Here is a 14592-nt window from a genome sequence, read left to right as displayed (position 1 = left end):
ATATATCCACGGCTTGTAATAATACGAATATCACCCTTGAACAATCGATCTGCCGCCCTGATTTACTTACTAACTCATTCATAAAACTATCAATTATAAAGATAGATATAACCGTAGGAAGTTGTTATGTTAAGTCGTCATCTTGAAGTTTCTCTACGTTTAGCAATGACGCTTGCGCGCCAAAAATCGCATGAGTATCTCACTGTTGAACATCTGCTACTAGCGCTACTAGAAAACACCCACGCTGCCAATACGTTGACTGCTTGTAATGCCAACGTGTCGGCACTGCGGTCTGAGCTTGAAGCGTATATCAATAAGCATACGCCAACTATCGATGCAAACACGGAACAATCGCCGCAACCAACGCAAAGCTTTGATCGTATTTTGCAGCGTGCTATTTTTCATGTGCAATCTATAGGCGGTGGTCGCCTAGTTGAAGGCTCTGATATTTTGGTATCTATGTTCTCAGAGCATGATACTTATGCCGTTTATTTGCTCAAAAAACAGGGCATTAGTCGCCTTGAGCTGACCCAGTATTTGTCACATGGTCAAGACAAAGAAGAGCCGTCTGAACCTCGTACTTCTATGTCTGGCGAGCGCCGCAGTGCATCTGAAAAAACCAGCAAAGATCCATTGGTTGAATTCGCGACCAATCTAAACCAACGTGCTGCAGAAGGTAAGACAGATCCTTTAATTGGACGTGCTTCTGAAATTGAGCGTGCAGCTCAAGTCTTATGTCGCCGCCGCAAAAACAACCCATTATTGGTGGGTGAGCCTGGTGTTGGTAAAACCTCTATCGCTGAAGGTTTAGCATGGTTAATCATCAATGACAAAGCGCCAAAACCACTTAATGGTTGCGTGATCTATAGCCTTGATATTGGTTCACTGATCGCGGGCACCAAATATCGCGGTGATTTTGAAAAGCGTATGAAATCATTGCTTGATGCTTTGAAGAAGAAACCAAATGCTATTCTTTTTATTGATGAGATTCATATGATCATTGGCGCAGGGTCGTCGATGAGTAGTAATATGGATGTATCAAACTTAATTAAGCCTGCACTTGCTAATGGTGAGCTACGCTGTATTGGTTCAACTACCTTTACTGAGTATCGTCAGGTGTTTGAAAAAGATCATGCACTATCGCGTCGCTTCCAGAAGATCGATGTAAAAGAGCCTAGCGTCGATGATACTATTGATATCTTACGCGGTCTCAAACCTCGTTACGAAGAGTTCCACAATGTCGAATATACCGATGAAGCATTAGTCACGGCAGTACAATTATCAGCCAAGCACATTCACGAACGTTTCTTGCCTGACAAAGCTATTGACGTAATCGACGAAGCAGGTGCTTATAAGCGTTTGGGCGTGGTACCTGATGTAGAAGACATTGATGCCGAAGAGAGCTTTATTGCCGATTTAGAGCAAGATTTTGATGCGCAAATCGATGCTGAAGAGGTTGATATCGATGCAGACAATGACAGTGATAATGAAATGTTAGATGAAGCCGAAGCTGCTAAGGCAGATGACCGCGCTAAGTCTACTGATGGTGTAAAAGTATCAAAAGCAGAGAAACCGCCAATGAAAATCGACGTGGCTGATATTGAAGCTATTATTGCTAAGCTTGCACGTATTCCGCCTAAGTCTGTATCAAGTGATGACAAGAGCATTCTTGAACATTTGGATCGCGACCTTAAGCATCTAGTGTTTGGTCAGGATGAGGCGATTGCAACACTTGCTGATGCCATTAAACTGTCTCGTGCAGGATTAAAAGCACCAGATAAGCCAATTGGCTCGTTTATGTTTGCAGGACCAACAGGCGTGGGTAAAACAGAAGTATCACGTCAGCTTGCTAACTTGTTAGGCGTAGAGCTGGTACGTTTTGATATGTCAGAGTATATGGAAGCCCATACTGCCTCGCGCCTGATTGGTGCGCCTCCAGGCTATGTCGGGTATGATCAAGGTGGTTTGCTCACTGAAAAAATCAACCAACATCCGCATTGCGTATTACTTCTTGATGAGATTGAAAAAGCGCATCCTGATGTGTTCAACTTGTTACTGCAAGTCATGGATCATGGTACCTTGACGGACAATAACGGCCGTGTTGCTATCTTCAAGCAAGTCATCGTTATTATGACGACGAACGTTGGTGCTGATAGTATCAGTCGCTCTTCTATGGGCTTTACTCAGCAAGATCATAGTCGTGATAATACCGAATCACTCAAGCGCGTCTTTACGCCAGAATTCCGTAACCGTTTAGATGCGATTATTCAATTCAATCCCCTAGATACTTCAGTTGTCGTATCGGTTGTTGATAAGTTCTTGGTTGAGCTGCAAGTACAGCTTGATGATAAGCAAGTCACTTTAGAGATTGATGATGACGTACGGGATTATCTAGCTGACAAAGGTTATGACCGTCTGATGGGTGCGCGTCCGATGCAGCGCCTGATTCAGGATGAAATCAAAAAGCCATTGGCAAGTATGATCTTATTCGGCGAATTGGTGAATGGTGGGGTAGTTCACTTGACCTTGGAACCCAAAGCAGACGACATACAAGATGGCGATACCGTGAAGCTAGATAAGTCTACGGATAAAGGCTCATCTGACAGTCGAATCGTTCTGACAGTCGTTGAAACTCACGAGCCGCGTTCGGACTCTGAGTCAGTAGCCAGCTAAGCAGCTTACTAAAGCGCTTACTACTAATGCGTTTAGTTCTAAGGTGCTGAGTTCGAGTGAATGACAAACGGTTACCGTATGAATGCGGTAGCCGTTTTTTTATTGCTATAATTTATCAACAAAGCTCATATGGTTTTTTGTTACCATTAACCTTTAAAATAAACCAATTATTGAGCCCTATCTCATAATAAATATAAAAAGGATTTACTATGGAACTGTTTGACGAACAAACAACCAAAACGCCAGAGCAAAAACAAGCTATTCTAGATAATGTCCGCTTGCCAGAAGACTGGAAGACGGCATTGGCCGATGAGTTGACGTCTGAAAATATGGATACTTTACGCGCATTTTTGAAAGAAGCTTACCAGTCGAGTGATAGTATCTACCCACCAGCACCACTTATGTTTAATGCGCTGAATCTTACCCCTTTATCACAGGTCAAAGTTGTTATCTTGGGTCAGGATCCTTATCATCGCCCAGGACAGGCTATGGGTTTGTCATTTTCTGTTCCTAAAGCCATCCCCAAGCCGCCATCACTCAATAACCTCCTAAAAGAGATGGCAGATGATATTGGTATTCGTCCGTCAGCGCATGGGGATCTGACCTATTGGGCTGAGCAAGGTGTTTTACTGTTAAATAGTTCACTGACTGTACGAGAAGGCGAGCCGAATAGTCATCAAAATAAAGGCTGGGAGCAGTTCACTGATGCAGTCATCGATGCGGTGAACGAACAGACAGAGCATACTGTGTTTATACTATGGGGTAGTAAAGCACAGAAGAAGGGAAAGTATATTGATACCGACAAGCATCTGATTCTGACTGCAGTACATCCTTCACCCTTGGCTGCCAACCGTGGTGGGTTCTTTGGTACCAAACCTTTTTCCAAAACCAATGATTATTTGGTGCAATATGGTCAGACCCCGATTAATTGGCAACTGCCACAATAGATGATGACCATATCGAGTACAAGTTTGAAACCTTATCAATCGTTGAGTCGTCAGCCAGATGTCGAAGGTGTGCATACCAGTACATTTTGGTTAGCTGAAGATGCCAAATGGATGCAAAAAGCGCTGAAGCTCGCTGAACAGGGAGCTGAGTGTGGGGAAGTACCAGTCGGGGCAGTGTTAGTTCATGAGCAGCAGATAATCGGTCAAGGGTTTAATCAACCAATTGGCGGTCACGATGCGACAGCTCATGCTGAGATAGTCGCGTTGAGAGATGCGTGTCAACGCTTAGAAAACTATCGATTGCCACTACACACAACTCTATATGTGACTTTGGAGCCGTGTACGATGTGTATTGGCGCCTTGATTCACGCCCGTGTAGACAGGCTCATATATGCAGCGAATGAACCGCGTGCTGGTATGGTAGGTAGTCAGCTCGATTTATCAATTCAGCCTTTTTACAACCACAATATCCAAGTTCATAGAGGGTTGTGCAGTGAGCATAGTAGTCAGATGCTAAAGACGTTTTTTCGTGAGCGTAGGCGAGCAGCAAAAAAGAATAAAAGTAAGGCTTTGATTGAAAATAACTAATAAACAAGATATCAGTCTTGGTGCTAGTGATAGCGTCTATTTTTTGCTATAATGTCGCCCTATTTGGTAGCGAACCTTTTGTTCTGCTACCAAACGTATGATATATCAGTAAATATTACTTTCTTGAGAGTATGTGATAGATCCCATAAGTAGCAATTATTATTGTTGAGTAAGCACTATGACCGTCTCCACATCCGACAACGATTTGCTCAACAAAAATGACAGCAAAGGTTATCCAAGGCGCTATCCTGTGATCTGTATTGATGGTCCTAGCGGTGCTGGCAAAGGCACAGTGACTTGGCGTTTGGCACAAGTACTGGGTTATCAACTGTTGGATTCCGGGGCGCTATATAGAATCGTAGGACTCAAGGCATTTGAAGCTGGATTAATAACCGCAGATGCTAGCCAACCAATTGACGAAGATGCTTTATTGGCACTTACAAAAAGCTTGGATATAGCGTTTGTACCGAACAATGACTCAGGACGTGTAGACATCATCGTGAATGGGCAAGCAGTTGGTGATCAAGTACGCAATGAGACAGTCGGTGGATATGCGTCGCAAATTGCAGTGTTTCCACAAGTTCGTGAGGCTTTGCTCACATTACAACAAGACATGGCCACACGTTCAGGGCTTGTCGCTGATGGTCGCGATATGGGAACGGTTGTATTCCCAGATGCGGATGTCAAAGTGTATTTGACTGCCAGTGCTGAAGCGCGTGCTCAGCGCCGTGTTACCCAGCTGACTGATGCGGGTCAAACGGCAGATTTTGAGGCGATTTTATCAACGATCAAAGCACGTGATGACCGTGATGAAAATCGTAGTACAGCGCCATCAAAACCTGCGACAGATGCTCTATTACTTGATAGCTCTACTCTCAATGCCGATGCTGTTTATGAGCAAGTAAAGAAGCACTGCCAAGATCAAGGCGTTTTTTTTAGTAGTTAATAAAAGAGTAATAGCTAATAAAAACAACATATTAAGTACCAAAAAGTTCAACACAAGCTTTGTTTTTGATGTAGAATTATACAGTTAGGATTCAGTATTTTAACCAGACTATGATAGTCAGCTGAAAAATTCAGAAAAAGACAGTTGTTGTTAGTAATTTCGATAATATGCTTACTAACAACAAACGTTTTTTTATATGATTGTATGAGATATAAAACCAGTATCCTCGTTTTATGCAATCATAAATTTGATCCGTACTGTGCTGGACAGGATACGGCTATACAAAGGTAGACATAATGGAATCATTTGCTGAACTATTTGAAGCGAGCATCGAAGAAACAGGCCTAGATATCGAGCGTGGCTCGGTTATCAACGGTACTGTTGTGGCCATCGATAGCGATTGGATCACAGTAGATACTGGTCTGAAATCTGAAGGTATCGTCGCTCGTGAAGAGTTTTTAAGCGAAGAAGGCGAACTTGAAGTTGAAGTTGGCGATAGCGTTGATGTCGTAGTTGAAGCGGTTGATAACGGCATGGGTCAAACCTTGCTGTCACGTGAGAAAGCTAAGCGTGTTGAAACTTGGAACTTCCTTGAAAAAATCGCTGATAACGATGAAATCGTTAAAGGTATTATTTCAAGCAAAGTTAAAGGCGGTTTCACCGTAGATATCGGTTCAGTACGCGCGTTCCTACCAGGTTCATTGGTAGATGTACGTCCTATCCGTGATACAACGCATCTTGAAGGCAAAGAGCTAGAATTCAAAGTCATCAAACTTGACCAAAAACGCAACAACGTTGTTGTTAGCCGCCGTGCAGTTATGGAAGCTGAAAACTCAGCTGAGCGCGAAGAGCTATTGAACAAGCTTGAAGAAGGCATCGAGATCGAAGGTATCGTTAAGAACCTTACTGATTACGGCGCGTTCGTTGATCTAGGTGGTATCGATGGTCTATTGCACATCACTGACATGGCATGGCGCCGTATCAAGCATCCATCTGAAGTTGTTGAAGTTGGCCAAGACCTAAAAGTTAAAGTATTGAAGTTTGACCGTGAGCGCAACCGCGTAAGCCTAGGTCTAAAACAACTTGGTACTGATCCTTGGGATAACGTTGGCGGTACTTATCCAGTAGGTAGTGTTGTTAAAGCACGCGTAACCAACCTAACTGATTATGGTTGTTTTGCTGAGATTTCTGAAGGTATTGAAGGTCTAGTACACGTATCAGAAATGGATCATACCAACAAAAACATCCACCCATCTAAAGTTGTTCAAGTGGGCGATGAAGTTGAAGTAATGATTCTTGATATCGACGAAGAACGTCGCCGTATCAGCCTTGGTATCAAGCAGACTCTAGCTAACCCATGGGATGAGTTTGATAAGAAACATGAGCGCGGTGATAAAATCACTGGTACGATCAAATCAATCACTGACTTCGGTATCTTTATCGGTCTAGACGGTGGTATTGATGGTCTTGTTCATCTATCTGATATCTCTTGGAACGAGACTGGCGAAGATGCTATCCGTAACTACAATAAAGGCGATACTGTAGAAGCTATGGTATTGTCTGTAGATGCAGAAGCTAACCGTATCAGCCTAGGCGTGAAACAGTTGAGCTCTGATCCATTTAACGAATACCTAGTTGGTAACGACCGCGGTGCTATCGTTAATGGTAAAGTAAAAGAAGTAGACGCTAAAGGCGCTACTATCGAGCTTGCTGACGAAGTTGAAGCCTACCTACGTGCTTCTGAGATCCAACGTGACCGCGTTGAAGATGCAACTAAGCATCTGAGCGTTGGTGATGACGTTGAAGCGAAAATCATCAGTGTTGATCGTAAAACACGCAACATCAACTTGTCTATCAAAGCGAAAGACGAAGCTGAAGAGCGTCAAGCGATTAAAGATCTTGGTAGCACCAATACTGCTGCTGCTCCAGGTTCTGATGCACAGCCAAAAACTATTGGTGACTTGATCAAAGAACAAATGCAGTAAGCTGTAAGTTATTGATATAGTAGTAATATAAAAAAGCGACTTCGGTCGCTTTTTTTTTGATTAAATTTTGATAGGGATAATTAATAACGAAGGTTTTTGGCTAAATGGACAAACTCTTATTCCTATTTACCGCAATATCCGCTATCATTTGCAACATTGAGTAACGAGATGTGAGCATCAGTGTATGCAGAGCTATAACCTAACTTTAGCCATGAATGTATTTTTTAATGAATAGCTAATCATTAGCTATTAAATTACTTACTAAGCACACGATACTGTTTCATCATCAGTTTATCCATTAATCAACAAGGCAAGTGTAATAATGCAGCAAGCGATCAACAAATCTGAATTTATTAGTAACTTGAGTGCGAATTGTGACAACATGGCAGATACTACTGTCGATGATGCCGTTCGTGAAATATTAAATTTAATGACTCATACTTTGGCTAGTGATGGTCGAGTCGAGGTTCGCGGGTTTGGTAGTTTTTGTCTACATCATCGCCGTGCTCGTGTGGGACGCAACCCTAAGACGGGTGAAAGTGTACCAGTCCCAGCCAAGGCCATTCCACACTTTAAACCAGGTAAGGCTCTGCGTGAAGCAGTCAACGATAAAGTAGCCCATAGCTAATATTTATCTATTATTGACCAAGCACACCTTATCATTTCAAACAGGGGTAACTGTCTCATGCGCTTTTTACTATTTGTATTGCTGTTCTTGAGCTTTGCTTATTCGCTTGGTTTGGTGTTAGCAAATAATACCGAGGTCGGAGTCAATTTACTGTTTTCGCAAGCGCCTACGATGAACTTGGGGCTGCTACTCATCCTGTGCTTAATTCTCGGTATTGTCATTGGCATCTTGCTGTCATTGCTTATATTCCGTGTCTTACAGAATAGATGGGAAATATCACGTCTAAATAAGGCGAACACACATTTAGAAGAGCAGCTGACGCAAGCCAATGCTGTTATTGATCGTCAAGCAAGTGCGCCAACGGTGGATGAAGCCGTTTATGGTGCGAGGACTTCGAATGTCCAGGGCGCCGCGGAAACTGACTTGAATGCTGGTGGTACGCTGTCCAAGCGTAAACGTGACTAGCTTACTGAGCGATAGCAGTACTGCTGACCTCAAAAATATAATGCTTTGATAATTCTGACATATGGCAAAACCATGAATAACACGATTAATTCTCCAGTGATTGTTGCCCTAGATAACATGACTCTGCAAGCCTCTTTGGCGTTAGCCGATCAGTTAGATCCAACGTTATGCCGATTGAAAGTAGGCAAAGAGTTGTTTACTCGCTGTGGCCCTGAGGTTATTAAGGCGCTACACCAGCGTAATTTTGAAGTATTCTTAGACTTAAAATTTCACGATATCCCTAATACGACTGCTCAAGCTGTAGTGGCTGCAGCCGAACTTGGTGTGTGGATGGTGAACGTCCATGCAAGTGCAGGTCTAGAAGCCATGTCTCTGGCAAAACAACGTTTGCTAGATAAAGATCTTAATACATTGCTTATTGCCGTTACTGTATTGACCTCGATGGACAATGAAGCGCTAATGCAAACAGGTATTACTGATGGCTTAGATGTGCAAGTGAGCCGTTTAGCACAATTGACTAAGCAAGCTGGTTTGGATGGTGTGGTTTGCTCTGCACAGGAAGCAAAGGCACTCAAGCAGCTATGTGGTCTAGACTTTAAGTTGGTCACACCTGGCATTCGATTAGCGGAAGACAGTGCTGATGATCAAAAGCGCATCTGTACACCGAGTCAAGCATTGGTAGACGGTTCTGATTATCTGGTTATTGGGCGTTCGATCACTCAAGCGACAGATCCTGCGGCTAAGCTGAACAAAATACTTCAGAGTATTTGATATATAGGGTTTGTAGTAGTTAATAGTAAAAAGGCAGCCGTTCAGGCTGCCTTTTTACTGTTCGATGACGGACAGAAAGCTGCTACACTGTTTAGTCTTATGCTTCGTAGCATTTTTCAAGTATTGTCGACCATAGTAAATATTTGGCTTGCTAAGCGCTGGCTTAAAGAGTGAGGCTGCACTTGATGTACGTTTGCATGTTGGTGAGATGGTCGATAATGACATTACTGGATGATATTGAATAATATGAAATTACAGATATTGAGTGACTTACATATTGATAGTTATGTGCGCCAGTCGCAGCCTATTGGGCATATTCCCAAAACCGATGCAGATATCGTATTGGTAGCAGGAGATACCGCCAATAGTGATAAGGGTATGCCATGGCTACAAGAGCAGGCAGCACGCTTACAAGTGCCTTTGATTACTATCGCAGGCAATCATGAGTACTTTGATGAAGATGTACTGAGTTTTGACCAAAACCTTGCGACTTGGGACAACTACAATACAGCGTCTGGTGAGGGTGTCCGTGTCTTACAATGTCAGCACATCGATATTGGGGACGTACGGATCTTGGGCTGTACGTTATGGACTGATTACCAGTATCATGCTAATGAAGACACCATGGCTGCTGCTAAGCATTTTATGCGTGATTATAAGCAAATCTATGCTGGTAAAGAGATGTTCTCGCCTGAAATCTCAATGCAAATTCATGCAAAACACCGTCAGTGGTTGCAACAAGCATTGATCACTGCCAAAGCGCTGGGTAAAAAGACCATAGTAATGAGCCATCATAGCGTTAGCGCATTGTCCGTGTCCAAAAAATACGCCAACTTACCGAGTAATGCGGCCTTCGTTAGTGATCTATCTGGATGGATGGATGAGGACTGGGCACCAATGCTATGGGTACATGGACACACTCATGAAGCCTTTGATTATCAGATAGGCAATACGCGGGTAGTCGTCAATCCAAGAGCCTATCCCAATGAGGTGAGTAGTACGGCTTTAGCATTTGCATGGGATAGAGTCATCGATATTGGTTAAATTAGCTTTGATATAACATTAAAATACTACCAAATATTTACAAGATATATTGCAACTGAATTTGTATGTTGTTCATTCCTGACAAAAAATCTGCTACGCTTGCTACCATGAGTAAATATCTGAATAATACCCCATCAAAAATATCTACTGACAAGCTTGCGAGTCACACCCCAAGCGCGCCTGCACCATCACATCTGCCAGATAGTATGATTCCCTCTGTCAGTTTATTACCTGAAGACAAACGTCTGATATTGTTTACTAGGCATTCTTTGCGTGAGCGCTCTGATGGCAATGGGTTTGCCAGTTATCAGCTACCGCTGACGCCTAAAGGTCGCGTATTGGCTAAGTCTTGGGGGCGTTGGCTTGCAGGTCACCTCCCATACTCACTCGATGTCGATAGTATTTCAAGTCCGATTGGACGCTGTATTGATACCGCGCAGTTGATGCAAGAAGGGGCTGGTCTCAAACGTGATATTGCACATCAATCACTATTGGTTGAGCCTGGTAGCCTTGTCACTGAGCCTGAAATAGCAAATCCAGTATTTAAAGAGATTGGGGTGCTAAATTTTATCAATCGCTTTTTGCAAGGCAATCTTGAAGGCACCAAAAATGCCTATCAAGGTGGTCTTGATATTCTATCGCTTTTTTATCAAAACCAACCACAGCAGGGCCATTTAATGCTTGCCGTGAGTCACGATACATTGTTGTCTGCATTTTTAGCAGTGATGTTTGATTTGGTTGAGATTGACTGGAATGACTGGCCAAAGATGATGGAAGGCGTATTCTTATGGTTTGATGACAAACCTTTCGATCAGGCAAACGCGCATTTTATTTGGCGAGGACAAGTATATACCAGGCCGATCAGCTCTTTACTAGAGGGTTATCGTGCAGCGGGCATTCATCCAAGTAAGTTACTGCTGCCGCCAACATTGGATTGGCGCTAATTGCTAAGGTGCTTAATTTTTATTGGGCATCAACTTGACCCAAGCACCAATATCACCTAAGCAACTCAAAAGCGAGAAACCATTCTAATCTGGTGTTTTATCCTGCTGTTCGGTCTTTGCCATAGGAGAACTGAGAACGATCACCTACGCTACGACCATGGTTCCAGAGGGTCATGCCATACGATAGCTGATTGCTCTCCCACGCCTGTAAAGCGCTAGTAACGTCATGATTATGATGGACCAGTGCCTCTACCAGTGAAATCGCATTTGCCGCAGCTTTTGAGGTACCAGCTGCTGTATGAGGGCGAGGAATAAAAGCAGCATCGCCTATCAGAGCAACGCTATCGAAAGCCATTTGCGGCACTGTCAAATCCAAAATAGACTGTACAAAGGGCGCTTTAGTTGCGGCTATTAACTTTTTGAAAGGGTCAGCAAGTACATCATCTGCGTAGTGTCGCATTGCTTCCTCAACCGCAGGTGACATCATTTCTGGTGGAACAGAGTACTTTCGCGGCTTACCATTCTTGTCAGTAAGTATGTGAGCAAGCTCTATCTTCTCGTCGTAGTTGACGTACCATACCCAATTGAATCGACGTTTTCCTGAAACCAGTGATTCGTTTTCGCCAGGAATGACGTAGGCCAAAATATGGGAGTTTGGGAAATCATAAAATACGAATCGTTCCGTAAATATCTCGGCGGCTTCTGGCTCTAAGTCAGCCTCGTCGACCAAGCCTCTATAAGCCACGTAACCTGCATATTGAGGCTCGTAAGTAGGCAAAAGCTGCCGACGCACTGTTGAGGTTGGGCCGTCAGCACCAATTAATAAGTCTGCAGTCTCATAAGAGCCATCAACGAAAGTAGCGGTTACCTTAGCGCCTTTCGATTGTACCTGCGCCAATACTTTACCCTGATGATAATGCGCATCTGAAAAGTGCCTTCGCATCGAGCGATACAGAATATTCCAAGAGGTAAGTGTCTGACGCATGGCCATTTTTTCAATTTGGCCATTTTTTTGTAGGTAATAACGCTCAAGGGCATCGACACCTAAATTTTCTGTCGCAATGCCTGCTTTTTTGAGGGCGGTGACGACATCGGCCTGCAATACAATACCGCCGCCTCTGCTGTCCAAATCATGAGTAGAGCGCTCATAAATATCTACTTGCCAGCCAATAGAGCGTAATAGTGTCCCTGAAAACAGCCCAGCTAATGAACCACCAATCACGATTGCCCGTTTATTTATTGATTCCACTAAGCCTCTCCTAGATATTTATATGTACATGAGAGTAGCATAAAAAAACCTTGCCCCGGTATGAGAACCAGTGGCAAGGTTTTAGTCATTACGCTATAAAAGCGTGATGCGGTCTAAACAATACAAATCTTAAGCTTGTAGGCCTTTGATTGTTTTGTTTAGGCGGCTCTTGCGACGAGCAGCTTTATTCTTATGAATAATACCTTTGTCAGCCATACGATCAATAACTGGTACCGCTTTTTTGTAAGCTTCGGTAGCCGCGTCATAATCTTTAGCTTCGATAGCCGCATCAACACGTTTTAAGTAAGTACGAACCATAGAGCGTTGTGACGCAGAGTTCTGACGACGTTTGGTGTTTTGACGGGCGCGTTTACGAGCTTGTGCAGTATTAGCCACGCGTATCTCCTTGATAAAGACAGATAAAAATATGAATGTTGATTGCAATAATGGGTTTAACAATCATCGGTGACGAGCAGCCTCTCGTCAAACATGATGTCGATGTCTGATATTAAAGTATCTAATATGAATAGATCATCGCAAGCGCCAGAACTGTTTGGAATAATTAAACAGCGTTGACGTGTAAAGCCGGTTATCTTAGCAAATTATTGAGCATAGGACAATATATTTGATGATTAATGCTCAAAGAAGTGGTGTAATTTTATAAATTTGGCTCATTTAGATAACGAAACCAATCATAGACACTAGAAGATATAAGTAGCTGATAAAATCTTTTACAATATATTGTGCATAATGGCGTCAGCTGGCTATGAATTTAGGTATGATATCCTAACGATAGACCTTAGCATGGGTCATTCTTCATCAATATAGAATTTTTAATGTCATATAAGTGGATAGAGTATGCAGCGAAAAGCAATTGTGATTGGCGCAACGGGATTGGTAGGGCAGCATTTGGCAAAACAGCTGAGTGAGCTTTATGACACACTGATTGTGATCGCTCGGCGCCCGCCACGCTACATTAATGCCAGCATGCGATTTTATCAGGTTAATGATTTTGAAAACCTCTCTGAGGTGTTCGCAAGCGTCGGTGCTGACCGAACGACAGATGCCTTTAGCTGTCTGGGTACGACCAAAAAACAAGCTGGTAGCGATGAGGCTTTTCGAAAGATAGATCACGATTACAATGTTAACTTTGCCAAACTATGTCGTGATAAAGGTGTGGAAAACTTCTTTCTACTGTCGTCGATGAACGCTGATATCGACAGTCGGTTTTTGTACAATCGTGTCAAGGGCGAGACTGAGCAGTCTATTATGGCATTGGGTTTTACGCAATTGGTGATTTTACGACCTTCGTTATTGCTTGGCAAGCATCAAGGGCGTCCGCTTGAGAGTATTGGTCAAAAAGCGTTTAAACTGATCTCGCCTTTGGTTTCAGAGTCGCTCTCACTACATCCGATCTCTGCCAAACGTGTTGCTAGTGCTATGGCGATGAGTGCGCATGATATCTATCATCGTAGCAAATACCGCTCCGAACCTCAGACTCAGCAGACAGACATTATCGAAAATAAAAAGATGCTGTCGATGACTCGCGTCAAAAAATAAAGGTGTGGTGTCTTTTCAATGTAGAGTACGTTCTAAAGTTGACATACGAGACTGCTCATCTAGAGTGAGCATTTACCAATGATACGAGCCTAAAATTATAACATTGGCAGAAAATACAGTATCTTTAGTAGGCATAAAAATATCAACGAGCAAACTCATTAATGATAAGGAGTAGAAGAAATGTCAGAATCAATGGAAATGAATAGAGATAATTTTGTGACGTGTGACTTATTGGATGCTAATCCTGAGTCGCAAGTATGCCTACCTAATATAGAAGGTAAGTCTTTTCATAGCTTTGGCGCAAAAGATAAGTTCTGCGGCGAAATCGTGACAGTCAAATGTTTTGAAGACAATAGCCGTGTCAAATCGTTATTGAATAGTGATGGTAAAGATGAAGCGGGCAACGGTAAAGTGTTGGTCGTCGACGGCGGCGGGTCTATGCGCTGTGCACTACTGGGGGATATGATTGCGCAATCAGCCATCGACAATGGCTGGGCTGGCGTGATCGTATATGGGTGTGTACGTGATGTTGATGACATGGCAGCGATGAATATTGGTGTCATGGCGCTTGGTTGTATTCCGCGCAAGTCGACCCGACGTGATGAAGGCCAAACAGATATTGAAATCAGCTTTGGTGATTTAACGCTCAACTCAGGCATGTTTGTTTATGCAGATAACAATGGCATTATTGCAAGTTATGAGCCTTTAATAGCGTAAATTATTATTGGTCTGAACTTCATATAATCACTAACAAATATATATCCCAAACGACTATAAAGAAAAAACCCAGTT

At 43.0% G+C, this 14592-nt stretch carries 14 protein-coding genes; 12 read left to right on the top strand and 2 right to left on the bottom strand.

All coding sequences use genetic code 11. From position 1 onward, the window contains the following. Window positions 1-126 precede the first annotated feature (126 nt). From clpA to AC5JP1_RS05865, 10 genes are all read left to right on the top strand, one after another. On the top strand, window positions 127-2673 hold the full coding sequence (clpA, locus tag AC5JP1_RS05910) for an ATP-dependent Clp protease ATP-binding subunit ClpA (protein WP_493843507.1): 2547 nt from the start codon (window positions 127-129) through the stop codon (window positions 2671-2673). A 209-nt stretch (window positions 2674-2882) separates the two neighbouring features. Continuing rightward, the gene (locus AC5JP1_RS05905; protein WP_493843506.1) at window positions 2883-3620 is read left to right on the top strand and encodes a uracil-DNA glycosylase; all 738 of its coding nucleotides are present in this window, start codon (window positions 2883-2885) and stop codon (window positions 3618-3620) included. Then, window positions 3621-4208, top strand: coding sequence for a tRNA adenosine(34) deaminase TadA (tadA, locus tag AC5JP1_RS05900; RefSeq protein WP_493843505.1), 588 nt, complete (start codon window positions 3621-3623; stop codon window positions 4206-4208). It begins immediately after the preceding gene. A 178-nt stretch (window positions 4209-4386) separates the two neighbouring features. Then, window positions 4387-5154 carry a (d)CMP kinase gene (gene cmk, locus AC5JP1_RS05895; protein ID WP_493843504.1) on the top strand — a complete coding sequence of 256 codons (768 nt, stop codon included), beginning with the start codon at window positions 4387-4389 and terminating at the stop codon, window positions 5152-5154. Between the two features lie 296 nt (window positions 5155-5450). After that, window positions 5451-7139, top strand: coding sequence for a 30S ribosomal protein S1 (rpsA, locus tag AC5JP1_RS05890; protein ID WP_443524522.1), 1689 nt, complete (start codon window positions 5451-5453; stop codon window positions 7137-7139). A 322-nt stretch (window positions 7140-7461) separates the two neighbouring features. Then, the gene (locus tag AC5JP1_RS05885) at window positions 7462-7767 is read left to right on the top strand and encodes an integration host factor subunit beta (RefSeq protein ID WP_319050085.1); all 306 of its coding nucleotides are present in this window, start codon (window positions 7462-7464) and stop codon (window positions 7765-7767) included. Window positions 7768-7824: 57 nt separating this feature from the next. Next, a complete protein-coding gene (locus tag AC5JP1_RS05880) occupies window positions 7825-8232 on the top strand; it encodes a lipopolysaccharide assembly protein LapA domain-containing protein (RefSeq protein ID WP_493843503.1) in 408 nt (135 codons plus the stop codon). A 72-nt stretch (window positions 8233-8304) separates the two neighbouring features. Then, the gene (pyrF, locus tag AC5JP1_RS05875; protein WP_493843502.1) at window positions 8305-9003 is read left to right on the top strand and encodes an orotidine-5'-phosphate decarboxylase; all 699 of its coding nucleotides are present in this window, start codon (window positions 8305-8307) and stop codon (window positions 9001-9003) included. Between the two features lie 246 nt (window positions 9004-9249). Continuing rightward, window positions 9250-10047 carry a metallophosphoesterase gene (locus AC5JP1_RS05870; protein ID WP_319050088.1) on the top strand — a complete coding sequence of 266 codons (798 nt, stop codon included), beginning with the start codon at window positions 9250-9252 and terminating at the stop codon, window positions 10045-10047. A gap of 107 nt (window positions 10048-10154) precedes the next feature. Then, window positions 10155-10991: a histidine phosphatase family protein gene (locus AC5JP1_RS05865; RefSeq protein ID WP_493844441.1), complete on the top strand. Its 837-nt coding sequence runs from the start codon at window positions 10155-10157 to the stop codon at window positions 10989-10991. A 97-nt stretch (window positions 10992-11088) separates the two neighbouring features. On the opposite strand, the gene AC5JP1_RS05860 is transcribed toward AC5JP1_RS05865, so the two are convergent. Beyond that, window positions 11089-12240: an FAD binding domain-containing protein gene (locus tag AC5JP1_RS05860; RefSeq protein ID WP_493843501.1), complete on the bottom strand. Its 1152-nt coding sequence runs from the start codon at window positions 12238-12240 to the stop codon at window positions 11089-11091. A gap of 129 nt (window positions 12241-12369) precedes the next feature. Then, on the bottom strand, window positions 12370-12636 hold the full coding sequence (rpsT, locus tag AC5JP1_RS05855) for a 30S ribosomal protein S20 (RefSeq protein ID WP_058024191.1): 267 nt from the start codon (window positions 12634-12636) through the stop codon (window positions 12370-12372). Between the two features lie 462 nt (window positions 12637-13098). Here rpsT and AC5JP1_RS05850 point away from each other — a divergent pair, with 462 nt between their 5' ends. Together AC5JP1_RS05850 and rraA are read left to right on the top strand one after the other, a co-directional pair. After that, the gene (locus AC5JP1_RS05850; protein ID WP_493843500.1) at window positions 13099-13800 is read left to right on the top strand and encodes an NAD-dependent epimerase/dehydratase family protein; all 702 of its coding nucleotides are present in this window, start codon (window positions 13099-13101) and stop codon (window positions 13798-13800) included. Between the two features lie 198 nt (window positions 13801-13998). Then, complete coding sequence (gene rraA / locus AC5JP1_RS05845; protein WP_493844440.1) at window positions 13999-14517, top strand: ribonuclease E activity regulator RraA; 519 nt, start codon at window positions 13999-14001, stop codon at window positions 14515-14517. The last annotated feature ends 75 nt before the right edge of the window (window positions 14518-14592 follow it).

It is taken from the genome of Psychrobacter sp. H29, from assembly GCF_059073055.1.
Note: the sequence above shows the minus strand (reverse complement) of the source record. Positions and strands in the feature narration are given on the sequence as shown.

Coding starts and splice junctions, on each gene's coding strand:
- AC5JP1_RS05880 (WP_493843503.1), top strand. CDS start 7,825: ATGCGCTTTTTACTATTTGTATTGCTGTTCTTGAGCTTTGCTTATTCG.
- AC5JP1_RS05870 (WP_319050088.1), top strand. CDS start 9,250: ATGAAATTACAGATATTGAGTGACTTACATATTGATAGTTATGTGCGC.
- AC5JP1_RS05885 (WP_319050085.1), top strand. CDS start 7,462: ATGCAGCAAGCGATCAACAAATCTGAATTTATTAGTAACTTGAGTGCG.
- pyrF (WP_493843502.1), top strand. CDS start 8,305: ATGAATAACACGATTAATTCTCCAGTGATTGTTGCCCTAGATAACATG.
- clpA (WP_493843507.1), top strand. CDS start 127: ATGTTAAGTCGTCATCTTGAAGTTTCTCTACGTTTAGCAATGACGCTT.
- rraA (WP_493844440.1), top strand. CDS start 13,999: ATGAATAGAGATAATTTTGTGACGTGTGACTTATTGGATGCTAATCCT.
- AC5JP1_RS05865 (WP_493844441.1), top strand. CDS start 10,155: ATGAGTAAATATCTGAATAATACCCCATCAAAAATATCTACTGACAAG.
- tadA (WP_493843505.1), top strand. CDS start 3,621: ATGATGACCATATCGAGTACAAGTTTGAAACCTTATCAATCGTTGAGT.
- cmk (WP_493843504.1), top strand. CDS start 4,387: ATGACCGTCTCCACATCCGACAACGATTTGCTCAACAAAAATGACAGC.
- AC5JP1_RS05850 (WP_493843500.1), top strand. CDS start 13,099: ATGCAGCGAAAAGCAATTGTGATTGGCGCAACGGGATTGGTAGGGCAG.
- AC5JP1_RS05905 (WP_493843506.1), top strand. CDS start 2,883: ATGGAACTGTTTGACGAACAAACAACCAAAACGCCAGAGCAAAAACAA.
- rpsA (WP_443524522.1), top strand. CDS start 5,451: ATGGAATCATTTGCTGAACTATTTGAAGCGAGCATCGAAGAAACAGGC.